Annotated in this window: 12 protein-coding genes and 2 pseudogenes; 5 read left to right on the top strand and 9 right to left on the bottom strand. The window is 61.4% G+C overall.

The window, feature by feature from the left end:
- Window positions 1–64: 64 nt before the first annotated feature.
- The 5 genes and pseudogenes from P3T23_RS12755 to P3T23_RS12735 all read right to left on the bottom strand — a co-directional run bounded on the left by P3T23_RS12755 (window position 65) and on the right by P3T23_RS12735 (window position 5,917).
- Window positions 65–1,810 (bottom strand): cytochrome c biogenesis protein DipZ, encoded by a 1,746-nt coding sequence (locus P3T23_RS12755; RefSeq protein WP_429316517.1) that lies wholly within the window; start codon window positions 1,808–1,810, stop codon window positions 65–67.
- 271 nt (window positions 1,811–2,081) lie between these two features.
- Window positions 2,082–2,405 (bottom strand): annotated as a pseudogene (locus tag P3T23_RS12750) (DUF4148 domain-containing protein).
- A gap of 562 nt (window positions 2,406–2,967) precedes the next feature.
- The gene (gene phoU / locus P3T23_RS12745; RefSeq protein WP_429316516.1) at window positions 2,968–3,675 is read right to left on the bottom strand and encodes a phosphate signaling complex protein PhoU; all 708 of its coding nucleotides are present in this window, start codon (window positions 3,673–3,675) and stop codon (window positions 2,968–2,970) included.
- 187 nt (window positions 3,676–3,862) lie between these two features.
- Entirely contained in the window at window positions 3,863–4,312 is a 450-nt protein-coding gene (locus tag P3T23_RS12740) for a hypothetical protein (protein WP_429316515.1), read from the bottom strand.
- Window positions 4,313–5,005: 693 nt separating this feature from the next.
- Complete coding sequence (locus P3T23_RS12735) at window positions 5,006–5,917, bottom strand: CHAD domain-containing protein (protein ID WP_429316514.1); 912 nt, start codon at window positions 5,915–5,917, stop codon at window positions 5,006–5,008.
- 84 nt (window positions 5,918–6,001) lie between these two features.
- On the opposite strand from P3T23_RS12735, the gene P3T23_RS12730 reads away from it, so the two are divergent.
- Window positions 6,002–6,397 carry a hypothetical protein gene (locus P3T23_RS12730; RefSeq protein WP_429316513.1) on the top strand — a complete coding sequence of 132 codons (396 nt, stop codon included), beginning with the start codon at window positions 6,002–6,004 and terminating at the stop codon, window positions 6,395–6,397.
- A gap of 256 nt (window positions 6,398–6,653) precedes the next feature.
- Here the strand turns inward: P3T23_RS12730 and P3T23_RS12725 are convergent, their stop codons facing one another.
- Genes P3T23_RS12725 through P3T23_RS12715 form a run of 3 tightly spaced genes read right to left on the bottom strand, consistent with a single transcriptional unit; the run spans window position 6,654 to window position 9,527 of the window.
- Window positions 6,654–7,907, bottom strand: coding sequence for a DUF3734 domain-containing protein (locus tag P3T23_RS12725; protein ID WP_429316512.1), 1,254 nt, complete (start codon window positions 7,905–7,907; stop codon window positions 6,654–6,656).
- Between the two features lie 10 nt (window positions 7,908–7,917).
- A complete protein-coding gene (locus P3T23_RS12720; protein WP_429316511.1) occupies window positions 7,918–8,700 on the bottom strand; it encodes a 3-hydroxybutyrate dehydrogenase in 783 nt (260 codons plus the stop codon).
- A 32-nt stretch (window positions 8,701–8,732) separates the two neighbouring features.
- Complete coding sequence (locus tag P3T23_RS12715) at window positions 8,733–9,527, bottom strand: acetoacetate decarboxylase (RefSeq protein WP_429316510.1); 795 nt, start codon at window positions 9,525–9,527, stop codon at window positions 8,733–8,735.
- 587 nt (window positions 9,528–10,114) lie between these two features.
- Here P3T23_RS12715 and P3T23_RS12710 point away from each other — a divergent pair.
- Window positions 10,115–10,576, top strand: coding sequence for a (2Fe-2S)-binding protein (locus tag P3T23_RS12710; protein ID WP_429316509.1), 462 nt, complete (start codon window positions 10,115–10,117; stop codon window positions 10,574–10,576).
- Between the two features lie 3 nt (window positions 10,577–10,579).
- Window positions 10,580–12,772: a molybdopterin cofactor-binding domain-containing protein gene (locus tag P3T23_RS12705; protein ID WP_429316508.1), complete on the top strand. Its 2,193-nt coding sequence runs from the start codon at window positions 10,580–10,582 to the stop codon at window positions 12,770–12,772.
- Window positions 12,773–12,884: 112 nt separating this feature from the next.
- Here the strand turns inward: P3T23_RS12705 and P3T23_RS12700 are convergent.
- A pseudogene (locus P3T23_RS12700) lies at window positions 12,885–13,004 on the bottom strand (IS6 family transposase); the annotation flags it as partial.
- Between the two features lie 341 nt (window positions 13,005–13,345).
- On the opposite strand from P3T23_RS12700, the gene P3T23_RS12695 reads away from it, so the two are divergent.
- Together P3T23_RS12695 and P3T23_RS12690 are read left to right on the top strand one after the other, a co-directional pair.
- A complete protein-coding gene (locus P3T23_RS12695) occupies window positions 13,346–14,860 on the top strand; it encodes a sigma 54-interacting transcriptional regulator (RefSeq protein WP_429316507.1) in 1,515 nt (504 codons plus the stop codon).
- Between the two features lie 193 nt (window positions 14,861–15,053).
- Window positions 15,054–16,052 (top strand): helix-turn-helix domain-containing protein, encoded by a 999-nt coding sequence (locus P3T23_RS12690; RefSeq protein ID WP_429316506.1) that lies wholly within the window; start codon window positions 15,054–15,056, stop codon window positions 16,050–16,052.
- The last annotated feature ends 246 nt before the right edge of the window (window positions 16,053–16,298 follow it).

Below are 16,298 nucleotides of genomic sequence, written 5' to 3'. Positions count from 1 at the left end.
GGTGTCTTGTTCACGGTTGTCAGTCCTTTGAGTGATCAGTGTATGTGCGCCGGTCCGCAAGGCATCAGCCGAACGTGAATGCATAGGCTTCGACGCCCGGGTCCAGAAACTCGATCGAGAAAGTGTGATCCTTGACGTCACCGGTCTGCCGCACCAGTTGATAAAGCCGCTGCCCGGTCACGGTTCCGCTGCCGTCGGCGGTGACGTCTGTGCCGTGCGCGTCGCCAGGCGGAGCACCGTCGATGCTGACGCGAAACCGAACCGGCTTGCCGTCGCTGCCCGGTCCGAGCACCAGATGCAGATCGCGCGCATGAAACTGGTAGACGATGCGCCCGGACGCTGCCGCAAGCGTCGCGTACTCGGCACCGACCTTCCACGTGCCTCCGAGCCCCCAGTCATTCAAGGCAGGCTGCGCGGGTGCGGTGTACGTATGCGGCTGGTCCTGCGTTTCGCCGCCGGGTGAAGCGAAATTCTCAGCGCGCCCGTAGCCGATATAGGTTTCCGGCGACTGCAGATCGGCGGAGTCGGCAGCCGCCTGCACGCCCTCTACGCTGGCGTTTGTCAGCCCCGCCGCGATCCTTGCTGCATCCGGGTGACCCGCTTCGGTCAGCAACTGCTGGATGACCTTTTCCGACTGTGCATCGTCGCCTTCGCCAAAATGGTGGTAGCGGATTTGCCCCCTGGCGTCGACGAAATAATGCGCCGGCCAGTACTGGTTGTTCAGCGCGCGCCAGATCGCGTAGTTGTTGTCGATCGCGACGGGGTAATCGATGCCGAGGTCATGCGTAGCCTTCTTCACGTTCTCGATGTTGCGTTCAAACGCGAATTCGGGCGCATGCACGCCAATTACGACGAGTCCCTGATCCTTGTATTTCTGCGCCCAGGCTTTCACGTACGGCAGCGTGCGCAGGCAGTTGATGCACGAGTACGTCCAGAAATCGACTAGCACGACCTTGCCGCGCAGCCCCTGCGCGGTCAGCGGCGGCGAGTTCAGCCACTGAACCGCGCCGCCTAGCGTGGGCAGCACGCCTTCGACGGGGAGCGGCGCTGCGTTGTCCGCTGAGACCGCGCGGGCGGGTGTCGCGCTGGGAGAGAACCGGTCGATCAGTTTCTGTTCAAGGCCGCCCGTGGCAATGGTCGATACGCGGGTCAATGCCCCGGTGTCGAGGCCAAGTGCAATGGCCGCCACGCCGCACAGCATCGCCACGCCAATCGCTCGGCGGATCCATTCGCCGGCACCAAGCGAACGTTTCATTGCAGCAAACACCCGGCCGCCGATCAGCAGTGCCACTGCCAGAGAGGTCGCCGCTCCGGCCGCGTAGGCGAACAGCAGGAGCGTGGTGCCAACGCTCGCGCCGCGCAGGGCCGCACCCGTCAGCACAAGACCGAGGATCGGTCCGGCGCATGGTGCCCACAGCAAGCCGGTTGCGATACCCAGCAAAAACGAGGAACCCGCGCGAACCTGCTGGCCGTTACCCTGGGCGAACGTCGAAAGCCGGTTGCCGGCGCTCACCAGCGGGCGCATCAGATAGTCGGCAAAGCGCGGCAGCAGCAGCGTCAGTCCGAACACCGCAAGCAGCGCGATCGCGAGCCAGCGGCCGTATCGATTGGCCTCGGCGACCCAGCCGCCGCCGACGGCCGCGAGCGTCGCCACGACGGCGAACGTGAGTGCCATGCCGGTAAGCAGCGGCAAGCCGCTGCGAACAAAAGGCTGGTCGGCGCGAGCGAAAACGAAGGGCAGCACGGGCAGGATGCATGGGCTGAGGATCGTGAGGGCACCGCCCAGGTAGGCGAGAACGATGAGTAACATGATTTGTTGAGCCGTTTGTCTTCGTAGGCATCTGGGGCACGCGAAAACGCGCGTGCGATGGTCGTCATCGAACAGGGCGCTGTGAGGCCGTTCGGTGCCCTCGTGAGGCAGTACGGTGTACTGTGCCAGCGTCAGCAGCCGGAGCCATTGGTCATCCGCGCGGGTCTTCGAAGCTGTCGGCGTCGGCCGTAGCGGCAGCGGCAGCGGCTGCGGCTACGGCTGCGGCAGCGGCAGCGGCAGCGGCAGCGGCAGCCAGCGTGCGCCAACGGCGTTATTGGCCGAAGTAGATCGGCTTCATGCCGTCATCAGTTGCGGAGCGGGCGGCCACCAGGGCACCTGATGCCGACGAACCGCCGACAGTCCCGCCCATGCCGCCTGTCGCATCGTTTTGCGCAGCCACGCGGGCTTCAGCAGCCTAGATGTCGTTCGGGTAATACGCATCGGCGCTGCGGGCCGGGTTAAAGCCGGCCTTTTCGAGCTGAACCAGTTCGGCGCGAACTTGCGCACGGGTCAGGGGCTGGCTCGACTGGGCGAAGGAGGCGAGCGGAGCAGCGAGCACAGCAGCAACGACAACGGCTTGAATGAGCGATTTCATGATGACTTATCTCCAGAGTGGGTCATGTCCTGCCAGAAAGACGTCCGGATCTCACGGACCACGGGCCGCAGTCTGGTTAGGATCTGCGAGGTGGAATGCATTTCGATTCCGGCGTTGATGCATTTGAACTCGCAGAGGTATCTGGCATGTGTCTGGATAGCCGGTCAATTGCAATGTTGTGTATCACATTGGCCGGCAGATACACTGAGACACAAATATCGCTCTGGCTCGCGTTCACGCTATAAAGCAGGCTCTGATATCGGAGGGGCGAACCGAGGAGATAGGTGTTGACGTCGGCGTTATCATGTTGACCGATCAGTCGCGTCGAGGTGATCGTGACGTACGAGGCGATCCGGTGCTGGTGCGACAAATTCGGGCCGGCTTGGCTCACCAGGTGAAAGCGGCACGACATGGCTGCCGCGCAACGCTTCTTCAAGCGCGCGCTGCGCTGCCAGCGTTTCGTCTCACTCCCGGCAAGTGGATAATGCCCCGCCCCGTTGCACGCCCTGTCGCTGAACCTCGACAGTCGTCAGCCTGTCTTCGCCCTGCCCGTCCGTTCTGTTCATTCACCCAGGGCTTCGTGCTCAAGCTGCTCACGCGGGATGTGGCGCACGTCCTTGCCTTTGACGATATAGATGATGAATTCCGCTATGTTCGTCGCATGGTCGCCGATGCGTTCAATGGCCTTGGCAATGAAGAGATAATCCAGCCCGATGGAGATGATTCGAGGGTCCTTTGTCATGCTCGTCACCAGCTTGCGTACGAACGCACGAAATTGTTCGTCGATAGCTTCGTCATCGCGGACCACTTGAGCTGCGGCAACGGTATCGAGGCGAGCGAAGGCATCAAGCGCACGGCGGAGGATGGTAACGGCCATCTCGCCGGACACAGTGACTTCCGCGGTGTTGATGGTCCCGGCCTTACCGTCTTCCGCAATTCGACGGGTTCGCTTCGCGACCTTCCGCGCTTCATCTCCGGCACGTTCGAGATTCGTGACGGTCTTCGAGATGGACATCAGCAGACGCAGGTCGCGTGCAGCGGGCTGGCGCCGCGCGATAATGTTGATGCACTCTTCATCGACTTCCGCTTCCATTGCATTGAGTCGACGCTCGTCGACGAGGATTCTGCTGACCAGGTCCAGATCGAAGTGGTTGAGCGCCTGTAGCGCATTGGCGACTTGTGACTCAACGATGCCGCCCATCTCGAATACCTTCGACAGTACCAGATTGAGGTCAGAATCGAATCGACTGGAAAGGTGCTTGTCGGGCATCGGACCCCCCACGTCAGCTGAACCGGCCGGTTACGCAATCCTTGCTCGATTTCGCGAGCGCCACATCACGGCACGCTGGCGTCGAAAGGAACGGTGGCCGAAGTTGCATGTAACGTGCGTAAGTATCCAGCAAAGCGCACTGCTCGCCTCCGGGCCGCATGCGCAGCCCGCCTGAGGTGACGTACAGCTACGATTTTGCTGGGCGCCCCGTCTTGACAGTTTCGACCGCCAAAATCGCCTCAACCAGACGCTTGGCAGGAGCCGAGTCCAGCAAATGCAGACCAGCGCGAAGAAGCTCACTCTTTTTCACCGAGACGCCTGCGTCGAGACACTTCTGTTTCAGTGACGCGATTTTCTCGTAGTCGGACTTTGGCATCGTGAAGCTGTCGCGTACCACCTTCTCTTTCCTGGCGCGTTTTGCTTTCACCTCTGCGGCCGGGCTGACTGGTGCAGCATCAACGGGTTTCCCGCGCTTCGGTTTGGCGGCCTTCGTCGGAGCCGGTTGGGCATCCGGGGCTGCGGCTGCGGGAGCGTTTTCCTCATTCGCCTGCTTCTCATCCGCCTTCGCGTGGCCGTTGGCATGCTTTGGAAAGTGAAAGGCCTTCTTCGTCGGCTTCCTCGTGCTGGGTTGACTCATCATCTTCTCCTGATTGATAAACGATATAAACAGTATATATCGTTTATCGATGATTACCAGACTGCATTGGAGATGCCATGCCCCACCGACGACCGCAAAGTTGTCCACATAATCTGTTTGCAAGGCTGTGGACAAGTTACGGGCAAGCGGAATAAGTCGCTGAAACGATTGAATTTGTGCGGTGCGCGTCCGGCGTGTGCATTTGCAGGCCGACAACACGAAACGCAGGACGGTGGAGTAAGCACACCCTGACCTGGAAAACACAGGCGCATCTCTCTACAGGCGGCAAGTCGCTTCCAGGCGTCGGACTTTGGCAGGCACCCTGAAAGCTCGTCGGGATCTTTGCGATCGCGTGCGTGCCCGTCGTCGACGCCGCCCGTATGGTCCGGTAAGTTCGTTGACCCAGAGTAGCCGCAGGACTGTACTGGATGACGGCAAGTTATGAAACAACCCGCGAAATTGAAATCGAACTGAATGGTTTGCGCTATCGAGCGCCGGTATCGTGTCATGGCCGGTACGGTCATTGCCTATTACGAAACGGAAATCAAGTTTGCCGAGTACGGCATGAATATGCCGGAAGTCGTCGCAAAGTAGCTGTTGAGGGACCTTTGGCGCCGCGTCGAAGCGAACAAGCGAAAGTCCAGCACTGGCTAATCGCTACCAGGGGTTGCCGGGGGTTCGGCAGCTGCCCGGCTACCATGCCGCGTTCAGCATGTCCTGTGCGGCGCGCATGCGACGTTTCTTCTGCTCTTCCAGATACCTGACGGCTTCTTTGACTGTGGTGTGCTCACCAAGCTGGGGCGAGTACTCCCGAAGTAGCGTTTCGCTCGTGACGATGTCGTTAAGCTTCCCGAGTTCGTCCTGCACCGACGTTAGCCGCTCAATCGTCGCCTGATGGTTGCCTTCGACGACTGGCGAAAAGAACTCAAGCAAATACCGCAGCCTCTTTCCTGAGATTCGGACCTCGTGAAGCACTGCGTAGCCTGGGTCTTCATGCGACACCGCCCGCTTCAACCGCTGCTTGAGTGCCTTCTCTGCTGACCCGACACGGTCTTCAGCAAACTCCGCAAGCCTAGAACGGGTGGCTCGCGAATCGAGTTGATAGCGCGCCCCCACCAGTGCGCTCTCCAGTATTCGCTCGACGCCGGCATTTCCGATTGCAGTCCGGCTAAAGGACAGCGCGTCGGCGCGATGCTCGTCTACAGAACCGAGTAGAGATGTAAATGAATACTGCATCGACTCATCAGACAAAAGGAGGTCGCGCAAGACGTCCCAGTCTCGTGTTTTGCCGGCGGCGGTGGCCAGAGATTTGAATTCACCGCGCTGAAATTTTGCGTCCTTCCTGTCAAGTAACGGCTCGTACGCCCACCAGAGCGAACGCAACCGGCGTAGTGCGACGCGAAGCTTGTGGAGCACCTCAGGGTCCGCTTTCGAATCAAGCTTACGAACTCGTCGCCCTGCCTCCTCGGCGGGCGCAGTAGCGAGAAACGAAAAAGCGTCGGCAACCGACATTTCAGGGGTTATCAAGCCTGCACGGTCGCTACTGGGGGAGAAGCCTGCGTCGGGTGATTCCGCCTCTGCTGATACGCTGGGTAGGGAACTCATTTCTGGCAGCTCCTTGAGACGATAAGGCGGACGGGAACGCATTAAACCACCTGCAGAACAGGCCACGTCGAGCGCAGGCTGGCCATGAGCTGGCTAGATATTGCAACCTGGGCAACGCCGAGGGGACCAATGAAATGCTCGCGTCTCAGGCAACACCGTGGTTTAGCGCAACGAATTGTACGATGCGAAAATATTCGTGTCGGCTTTGTATTCGACAGGATCGAACGCATCGCAGCCACGCTGGGAAAGCTGGATGCTTCGGGCGGCACTTCCAAACCCAATTGGCAGATGTTCGGATTGGTGGCCGACAACAACGTCTCAAAACGCACGGATGTCTACATTCAGGCAACGGCGCAGAAAGTCAACGGTCATACCGGTACGGCACTCGATCAGGCCTATTTGACGGCTGCCGACGACTCCTCGTCGAATGACCGCCAGCTTATGGCGCGAGTCGGGATACGTCACAAGTTCCAAGCCTGAAGCGATCGTTCAGTTTCTTCCTGCATCGCAAAGCCTGCCCGACTTCCGAAAAATCAGCAAACACGAAAACTCACATTGAGCGCGCTGCGGTATTCGCTGCCTGGAAGCCAGGGCAGGCTTGATGCGTTTGTTTCGACCGGCCTGAATAGTCCAAGATGCAATCGCAATGTTACTCAAAAGCTATGGCTGGGCGGCAACCAGTTAAACCGACATGTTTCGCATGGCATAGCCGGATCCAGCGAGCACCCGCGCCAGTTCATGCCGCGACTTTTCGTTCCGCGCCGAGGGGCAATTCAGGCATATCACGGTCAGACTGCGGCACAGAGCCAAGCCGGCGATGCACGTCATGCGTCACGAAACCCTGTTCGCGGGTCGGCACATCGAACCACTCCCGGTGGGCAAACGAATCGCGGATGTCTTCGAGACCGCTCTCCCAGTGCTCCTGCATCGTGTCGATGCTGAACTCGTAGTCCTTGTAGTGCCCCTCATAAGGCTTATTCTTGTATATGAGGTGCACCACATTGATCGCGCTGCCGTCGGCCGCTTCTTCAGCGAGCCGGAAAAGTGGATCGGTCCTGCGCAGATCGGCGGGAATGTGCGCGAGCAACTCCTTGATGAACCGCGCATGTTTCTGACGATCCGCCAGCATGCTGGTAATCGCCCGTGTGCGGCTCGAGTACTGGATGTCTTTGGCACGCTCCGACACATCAAGAAAATCCCCAGGCGCATTGCCTCTCGCGCTCCACAGATCGACCTGAAAAACCAGCGCATCCTTGTGGTCCGCGTCGCGAAGCACTTCAGTCAGCGGAGTGTTGGAAACCAGGCCGCCGTCCCAGTAGTACTCGCCGTCGATCTCAACCGCCGGAAAACCGGGCGGCAACGCACCCGACGCCATGAAATGCTCCGGTTCCAGACGCATTTTTTTGTTGTCGAAGTACACCAGATTGCCGGTCCGTACGTTCACCGCGCCCACCGAAACGCGGATGTCGCCGTCGTTGATACGGTCGAAATCGGCGAACCTCAACAGCGTGTCCCTCAGCGCGGCCGTGTTGTAGTAACTGACCACATTGGGGCTTTGCTTGCCGAAACCTGCCATCGGCAATGGAACGCGCGGCGAGAAAAAGCCCGGCTGGCCCTCAGTCAACGCGCGCCCGGCTGCCCACATGCTGCCCCACTTGCGCGACAGGTCGTGCAAGCCGAATCCGGGCAGCGTCCAGGCGCCCAGGCCGCCTAACCAGTCGAGCGGATGGCAGATCGAATTCCAGAAACCGTGTAACGCTTCCACGCGTTTCTCCGGCGCATTGCCGGCAATGATCGCGGTGTTCAGCGCGCCGATCGAAACGCCGGCGATCCAGTTCGGGTGCACTCCGGCCTCGGCCAGGCCTTCGTAGACGCCTGCCTGGTAAGACCCAAGCGCGCCGCCGCCCTGAAGCACCAGGGCAATTTCGTCGTAGCGCGGCAACACGAATGCATCCGGCTGCCGGATAGCTCTTTTTGTACTGCTGCGCATGCGCGCCCCCTTATTGCATTGACCAGCCGTGGCTGACGATCACGGACTGCCCAGTAAGCGCAGATGATTCGAAGCCCGCAAGAAACGCAACCGTATTGGCGACATCCTCGACCGTGGTGAATTCGCCATCCACGGTTTCCTTGAGCATCACGTTCTTCACGACTTCGTCTTCGGAGATACCGAGCGCCCTCGCCTGCTCGGGAATCTGCTTGTCGACGAGCGGTGTACGCACAAATCCCGGACAAACCACGTTCGCCCGCACGCCGCGCGGGCCGCCTTCCTTCGCGACCACCCGGGCCAGTCCCAGCAAACCATGCTTGGCCGTCACATAGGCAGACTTCAGTTTCGACGCCTCATGCGAATGCACCGACCCCATGTAGACGATCGAGCCGCCCTTGCCGCCTGCGTACATGTGTTTGATCGCCGCCTTCGTGGTGAGGAAGGCGCCATCCAGATGGATCGCCAACATCTTCTTCCAGTCGGAGAACGCATACTCCTCAATGGGAGCGACGATCTGGATGCCCGCGTTCGACACGAGCACATCAAGGCTGCCCAACTCCTGCACCGCGCGTTCAACGCCGCGATTGACCGCTTCTTCGCTGGTGACATCCATTGCGACTGCAAGCGCCTTGCCGCCCGCCGCGACGATGCTGCTGGCTACCTTCTGCGCGTTTTCGAGATTCAGGTCGGCAATTACCACTGCGGCGCCGAGACTGGCGAGTTTGCGAGCACACTGCTCACCAATACCGCTTGCTGCGCCGGTCACAAGCGCGACTTTATGATTCAACGACATGTTGCTTTCCTTCCTTATCGGTTCACGGATCGTTATTGGTTGACCGCGAGCTTCACGCTCCCGGTTGAGGCCATCTCAGCAGAGGCGAGATAGTCGAGCGCAACCTCGCCGACATCCAGCGTGAGATTGGCGATCACATGTCGCGCGCCGACCACCCGCTTCACCGGCAGATCGGCGACGGGCGCCAGGGCGTGCGGATGCAGTTCAAGCGCGGCCGGACCTGTCCAGGCACCGAGGATGCTCACGTCGCGCAGATAGAAGCGCACCAGTTCGCACACACGCGGTGAACCGTCAACATGCGGTATCACCTTCAGGAGGTAATTCGGTGTGTCCGCAAGCTTCTTGCGTTCGAGTTCAAGGTCAAGAGGAACATGCTTGAAGCCCATTGTGCCGGTTGCGATCCGTTGTGTGCCGTAATCGAGCGTGCCGAGCAGCGTGTCGTTGCCATCGACGCTCAAGGTCGGTCTGGCCAGCTTCTTCGGAAAGCCCCAGATTTCCCGGCCACCGGCGATCGGACCTTCGTCATCGAGGTACATCGAATGCGTGTAGTTGCCGAGGCGCCCTTGCTGGTCGCGCACCGAGATGACCTGACCGCTTTCGGTGTAGTCGCCGAAGCCCGACGAGTCCGGCATGCGAATGAATTCGTAATGAACGAGATCGTTTTCCGGACGCAACGGCTCCGGCACGATGGCGCGCAGCGCATCGAAATCGGTCTCATATGAAATGATGAAGTATTCCCGATTGATGAAGCGGTACGGCGGCCGGGGATAGGCGGGGTTGTGAACGGGCATCGCAAAGGCGTCTTTGCGGATCGAAGAAATGTTCATGAAACTCCTGATGACGGGCAGCGCATAGCGCGCCGGTCAAATAGTAGAGGCAATACTCACGCGACGTGAACGACTGTTTCCCCAAAACACCGTTTTCAAAAATGCAACACTGCCGCTGGAACTTTGGCTGCGTCATGCAACTCAGTGCACGTTCAAATGCGCCATGAGCGAGAGACGCAGGCCCGGAAAGACAGTGCCTTCGAAGATATGTCTGGTTGCGCTACGGCCCAACAGCGAGGGAGAACGCAGGTGCACAAAAGAGGGAATCGACACGAGTCGTATCTATAGAGCGTCGTTGCACGGTCTTTGGTAGCAGACGACAACCTCGCCTTGCAGCACAACCTCCGTGCCGTCCACAGAATCAGGCAAGACTTCCAGAGTTTTCGAACAACCGAAAAACCTGGCCTTGAGTCAAACTCGGACAGGTTTCCACTGCTTCGCCAGAGCCCCGCACGCCGTGGCCGTGAAAGCACTGGCAACCGCAGCGACCGCTTCGCCGCAGTGCTCCGGCCGCGCTCAAAACCGGCCGCGAGACTAAGCGCCAGGCATACGCGATACCAGAACCCGAATCACACGCGGAGTCATCGATGTCCACCACCCTGATTCTCAACGGCAAGTCCACCACGCTAGACGCCGATCCCAATATGCCGCTGCTATGGGCGATCCGCGAAGTCGCGGGTCTGCACGGAACGAAGTTTGGTTGCGGCATGGCGCAATGCGGCGCGTGCACGGTCCATCTCGAAGGACAGCCGATACGCTCGTGCATCACGCCGCTGTCCGCCGTCGAGGGCCGCCATATCACCACGATCGAGGGCCTGCAGGGCAAGCCGGGCAAAGCGGTGCAGGCCGCGTGGGTCAAGCTGCAGGTCCCGCAGTGCGGCTACTGCCAGTCCGGACAGATCATGTCCGCCGCCGCGCTGCTAGTGCAAAACCCGGCGCCCACCGATGCGGACATCGACGCCGCGATGAGCGGCAACATCTGTCGCTGTGCGACCTACACGCGGATTCGCGCGGCGATCCACGCCGCCGCCGACACGATCAAGGGGTGAGCGATGACGACCGATATCGTTGACATGCAGAGCCCGTCGCGGCGCACGTTCCTCAAGGGCGTCGGCACGGCGGCCGCGCTGGCGTTGACCATTGGCTTCGAATGGGGCGGCTCGTCCCGGCGCGCCGTCGCTGCGGAGACAACCGGCGGCACGTTCGCGCCCAACGCGTTTCTGCGGGTCGGCGCCGACGACAGCGTGACCGTGATCGCCAAGCACGTGGAGATGGGCCAAGGCGCCTACACGGGCATCGCGACGATCGTCGCCGAGGAACTCGACGCGGACTGGGCGCACGTTCGCGTCGAAAGCGCGCCCGCCGATGCGAATCGCTATGCGAATCTTGCGTTCGGCACGATGCAGGGGACGGGCGGCAGTTCGGCAATGGCCAATTCGTGGATGCAGCTCCGCGAGGCCGGAGCCAAGGCCCGCGTGATGCTGGTCGCGGCCGCCGCAAAGCAGTGGCAAGTGCCGGCTTCCGAGCTGCGCACAGAGCGCGGCTCCGTTTATCACGACGCGAGCGGAAAGCGGGCATCGTATGGATCGCTCGCGTCCGCGGCGGCAACGCTGCCGGTGCCGGAAAAAGCTGCACTCAAGGACCCTCGAAACTTCCGGCTGATCGGCACCCGGGCCCCCCGGGTCGACGTGCCGCCGAAAACCGACGGCACTGCGCAGTTCACGATCGACGTCACGTTCCCCGGCATGCTGGTCGCGCTGATGCAGCGCCCGCCCCTGTTCGGTGCGACCGTGCGGTCCTTCGATGCGTCGGCGGCAAAGGCGGTGCCTGGCGTCGTGGACGTGGTGCAGGTTCCGCGGGGCGTCGCGGTCGTGGCGAAGAGCTTCTGGGCGGCGAAGCAGGGCCGCGACGCGCTTAAGGTGGAATGGGACGACTCGCACGCGGAAAAGCGCAGCTCGGCGGACATCATGGCCGAATACCGCCGGATCGCTGAAAAGCCGGGCCTTCCCGCACGCGTGGAAGGAGACGCGTCGAAGGCGATTGAGGGGGCAGCGCGCAAGATCTCCGCGAGCTACGAATTCCCGTACCTGGCCCACGCGCCGATGGAGCCGCTCGACGCGGTCGTCAAACTAACCGCCAATAGCTGCGAGATCTGGGCGGGCGACCAGTTCCAGACCGTTGATCAGGCGAACGCGGCGCGCGCGGCGGGCCTGCAGCCGCAGCAGGTCAGCATTCACACGCTGTACGCGGGCGGCAGCTTTGGCCGGCGCGCCAATCCGGGATCGGACTACATTGTTGAAGCGGTGTCGATCGCGAAAGCACTAGGCGCGAACGGCACGCCAGTCAAGCTCCAGTGGACACGCGAGGACGACATCCACGGCGGTCTCTACCGCCCGATGTATTTCCACAAGCTCGAGGCAGGGCTGACTCGCGATGGCAAGCTCGTGGGCTGGCGGCATGTGATCGTCGGGCAGTCGATCGTCGCGGACACGCCGTTTGCGGCGATGGTCAAGAACGGGATCGACCCGACTTCAGTGGAAGGCGCCGCGAACATCGCGTATGCGATTCCCAACGTCTCGGTCGAGCTTGCGACGACGCGCACTGGCGTGCCCGTCCTGTGGTGGCGGGTCGTAGGCAGTTCGCACACGGCATTCGCCGTCGAAGCATTCATCGACGAAGCGGCGCACGCGGCGGGCCAGGATCCATTCAGGTTCCGACGCAACCTGCTCGCGCATCAGCCCCGCATGCAGGCCGTGCTCGATCTGGCAGCCGAGCGGGCTGGCTGGAGCGGCGCGCCTCTGCCGCCCGGCAAAGGTCGTGGAATTGCGGTAGCCGAAGCGTTCCACACGTTCGTCGCGCAGGTTGCCGAAGTCTCCGTCGACAAGGACGGGAAGGTCAGGGTCGACCGGGTCGTCTGCGCGGTAGACTGCGGCACCGCGATCAACCCCGACGTGATTGCCGCGCAGATAGAAGGCGGCATCGGCTTCGGGCTCGGCGCCATGCTGTATGGCGCGATCACGTTGAAGGACGGCCGGATCGGGCAGAACAATTTCGACGGCTACCAGGTGCTGCGGATCGACGCGATGCCGAAGGTCGAGGTGCATATCGTGCCTTCGACGGAAGCGCCTACCGGCATCGGCGAGCCTGGTGTGGCGCCCATTGGGCCCGCTGTCGCCAATGCGATTTTCGCGGCCACCGGCAAGCGGGTCTACGCGCTGCCGTTTGCAACGCAAAGCCAGGCCTGAAGCGGGCAATCAAGAGAGTCGAGTCGTGTGAAGGTCGGATCGGGGTCGTCGGGGCGGCCCTGGTTCGGCGGGCGGCGTTGAGCCCGTGGTGAACGAGCATTCATGCTGGTCGCTCAACAAGGTCACGCAGGCTGAGCTTGTAGCGCAGGTACAAGCGTACGCACAGAATGATCAGGTCCCGAATGAAGTGACGACCCGCGAACAACTTACCTATGCTTTTCAGCTTGCCCATCGTCCGTTCTTAATTCGGTCGGCCTAATACCTTAACCGGTTCAACCTCGCTATTTGCGCCACAACCCGCAAAAGACCCGCATTCTTCCGCGAATGAAACGGAGCCCAGACATTGCTGCAACTCAATCCCTGTGAGTGATGCCGTGTGATACTGCGCCTGTGTCGGTGACGTACGCAGTCGCTTCCGGGGTATGTCCGCATCGGGAAAGTCCCGATGCACCTATGGCCGCTCAGGACGTTACAACTGTGTAGGTGCTCTTCGGGTCACGGCGAAGATATCCGCACCAGAAATTTTGTCGGGCCGCGCACAACGTAGAAGACGTCGTTACGCATCTGTTGTTCATGCGTGCAACTGGTAAGAAGAACCGGGGGAATATCGTGCCTGAATTATCTGAACGTCCTGGACCGATCTCCTGCGTGACAGCCGATCTGGCACAGTCCGCCCCTCTGCCCCGACCGGACACGCAACGCCGATTAATCTGCGTTGCCCGCGCACCGGATGAAGCGCTCCTTGCAGAGATGCGCTCAGCCGGCTGGGACATCACAATCGCGAAAACCGCTGCCGGAGCGGAGGTCGCCGCGAAAGCGGCAGGCCCCGCAGCGGGCCTCATCGATTTCCATGACTTCACGCCGCGCGACCTTACCACCCTCAAGGCAAGCTTGAGTCAACCGACCATCGGTTGGGTAGCGATTACGGGCGAAGGAGAGTCAGCAAGCCGCAGCGTGCTCGAGCTGATTCGCAATTACTGTTTCGACTACGTCACACTGCCAATGCCGCCTGAATGGATCTCGCACGTGCTCGGACACGCGCGTGGCATGGTAGCGTTGAACTATGTCGACACTGTCGCGGAGGTCACGCTTAAGGGCAACAACAGCATGGTCGGCGCGAGTGCAGCCATGCAGCAGCTTCTTCGCACGATCGGCAAGGTCGCTAAAACGAACGCAAGCGTGTTCATTTCCGGCGAATCGGGTACAGGCAAGGAACTCACCGCCCTTGCGATCCACGAGCGTTCCCCGCGCCGCAAGGCGCCGTTCGTTGCGATCAATTGCGGCGCGATTCCGCATCATCTTCTGCAATCGGAACTGTTTGGCTACGAGCGCGGCGCCTTCACGGGTGCAGACCAGCGCAAGATCGGCCGCATCGAATCGGCGAATGGAGGCACCCTGTTTCTCGATGAGATCGGCGACATGCCGATCGAGGCGCAGGCGAGCCTGCTGCGCTTCCTGCAGGAAGGCAAAATCGAGCGACTCGGGGGCCACGAGTCGCTTCCTGTCGACATACGCGTGATATCGGCGACGCACGTCAACCTCGAAGCAGCGGTACGCGACGGGCGCTTTCGGGCCGATCTGTTCCACCGGCTGTGCGTGCTGCGCGTCGACGAGCCGCCGCTGCGCATGCGCGGCCGGGACATCGAAATACTGGCACATCACGTCCTGCAGAAGTACAAGATCGACAGCGCCCGAAAGATTCAGGGCTTTACGCCATCAGCGATCGAGGCGATGTACAGCTACCACTGGCCGGGCAATGTGCGCGAGTTGATCAACCGCGTGCGCCGCGCGCTCGTGATGGGTGAAGGCCGACTCCTTACCGCTCGCGATCTCGACCTTGAATCCCAGGTTGAGACGGAGATGACCACGCTTGATCAGATACGCGAAGCGGCCGAGCGCAGCGCCATTGAATCGGCCTTGTTGCGGCACAATCACCGATTGAGCAAGGCGGCAGCGTCGCTCGGCATCTCGCGCACCACACTGTACAGAATGATGATCGCGTACGGGATGAACGCCCCGGATACGGCTGCTGACGATGAAAATGAGGGTGAGATAGTCGGGGAGTTAAACCGCGAGGCCTCCGTCTGACCCTCGCGCGATCTTTCAATGCCCGTATAATCGCGACACGATGCCGCAGGTGCCCGCCCGCACGCCCGCCGTGCCCCGGCACACCTCGGCCACCTATCGGAGACACCCGGAACCCCCGGAGACAGAAGCCCGTCGCGCCCGCGTCCGCAGCAGCGGCGCTCATCGCGCGCGACGGCGTCAGGAGAATGCGCGCGTGCACGTCAAACATCAATTGTTCGCGGACGCGGATCATCACGCCAGTGCGCTGCAAGGTTGGGACCAGCGCTACGACCAGCTGAGCGCAGGGCGCTTTCAGAGCACGCTGCGCCAGTTGCAGGTCGAAGGCGTCCAGGTTTTTCACGAAGCCGCCAACCGGCAGATCGTCCAGCAAGGCGAGCTGCCCGCCGACACGCTCATCTTCGGCATCCCGCTGTCCGGGGTGTCGGAGTGGACGTTTCGCAACCTGCAGGTGCAGCGCGATTCGATCATCGCCTGCTCGGGCGGCCAGGAGTTCGTGCTGCATTCGCCGCCGCAAATGGAAATGGTTGGCATCGCGCTTGGCGCGTCGTTTATCGAACTGCTGAACGAAGCGCTCGGCAGCAACATGACTGCGATTACGCGCGGCAAACCGGTGCTCGACGTGCCGCATGCCGCCTACGAACGCGCGGCGCTGCAACTCGTCAGACTGTTGTGCGAGATCGACGCGAGTTCGCCCGAACCCGCAGCCGCGCAGGATGCGTCCCTCGATCACGCCGGGGCAGCCCCCGCGTTCCATGCCTCCGACCGGCCGTCCAGCCGCGCGCTCGCACACCAGGTGGTCGATCTGCTCGCGCAGACGCTCATGTTCGCGATGCCCGACGCCAGCACGCCGCTCACGCATGCGTGCCAGAGCGATATCGTGCGGCGCAGCCATGAACTCGTGCTCGCGCATCCCGAGGAGCCGCTGTCGGTGCTCGACCTGTGCGCGAAGCTGAAAGTCAGCCGCCGCACGATGCAGAACAGCTTCCAGGCGATCTCGCGCATGACGCCCGTCGACTATCTGCGCTCGATCCGTCTGAACGCCGCGCGACGTGTACTGCACAGCACCCGTGCGCGCGATGTCAGCATCCGTGAGGCCGCGCGTCGCTGGGGCTTTCTGCATCTCGGCCACTTTGCGCGCGAATACCAGTTGCAGTTCGGCGAACTGCCTTCGCAAACCGCTCGTCGCACGTGAGTCTTTTAGCGCGCGTCCGAGGTCGCGAAGACACGCCCAAACGACGCTGCGCACGCTCACAACCTTCTGACGAATCCCCTTCCTCCCAGGGTTTTCCAGCGGCCCAACCGGCCTGAACCCGCCGAAACCCGACAGCTTCCTTACCACCCTTTCGCTTCGTCTACTGATGTCCTGAATCGGCAATCACGCGCTGCCGCTTTCGGACCTGCGTGCCGATTTCGTCGATCTAGAGTCTCTTCCACCGAA

It is taken from the genome of Paraburkholderia sp. GAS448, assembly GCF_050435685.1.
Lineage (GTDB): Bacteria > Pseudomonadota > Gammaproteobacteria > Burkholderiales > Burkholderiaceae > Paraburkholderia.
Note: the sequence above shows the minus strand (reverse complement) of the source record. Positions and strands in the feature narration are given on the sequence as shown.

Excerpts from the sequence above, each read along its gene's own strand:
- P3T23_RS12755 (WP_429316517.1), bottom strand. The coding sequence starts at position 1,810 with ATGTTACTCATCGTTCTCGCCTACCTGGGCGGTGCCCTCACGATCCTC.
- phoU (WP_429316516.1), bottom strand. The coding sequence starts at position 3,675 with ATGCCCGACAAGCACCTTTCCAGTCGATTCGATTCTGACCTCAATCTG.
- P3T23_RS12740 (WP_429316515.1), bottom strand. The coding sequence starts at position 4,312 with ATGAGTCAACCCAGCACGAGGAAGCCGACGAAGAAGGCCTTTCACTTT.
- P3T23_RS12735 (WP_429316514.1), bottom strand. The coding sequence starts at position 5,917 with ATGAGTTCCCTACCCAGCGTATCAGCAGAGGCGGAATCACCCGACGCA.
- P3T23_RS12730 (WP_429316513.1), top strand. The coding sequence starts at position 6,002 with ATGAGCTGGCTAGATATTGCAACCTGGGCAACGCCGAGGGGACCAATG.
- P3T23_RS12725 (WP_429316512.1), bottom strand. The coding sequence starts at position 7,907 with ATGCGCAGCAGTACAAAAAGAGCTATCCGGCAGCCGGATGCATTCGTG.
- P3T23_RS12720 (WP_429316511.1), bottom strand. The coding sequence starts at position 8,700 with ATGTCGTTGAATCATAAAGTCGCGCTTGTGACCGGCGCAGCAAGCGGT.
- P3T23_RS12715 (WP_429316510.1), bottom strand. The coding sequence starts at position 9,527 with ATGAACATTTCTTCGATCCGCAAAGACGCCTTTGCGATGCCCGTTCAC.
- P3T23_RS12710 (WP_429316509.1), top strand. The coding sequence starts at position 10,115 with ATGTCCACCACCCTGATTCTCAACGGCAAGTCCACCACGCTAGACGCC.
- P3T23_RS12705 (WP_429316508.1), top strand. The coding sequence starts at position 10,580 with ATGACGACCGATATCGTTGACATGCAGAGCCCGTCGCGGCGCACGTTC.
- P3T23_RS12695 (WP_429316507.1), top strand. The coding sequence starts at position 13,346 with ATGCGTGCAACTGGTAAGAAGAACCGGGGGAATATCGTGCCTGAATTA.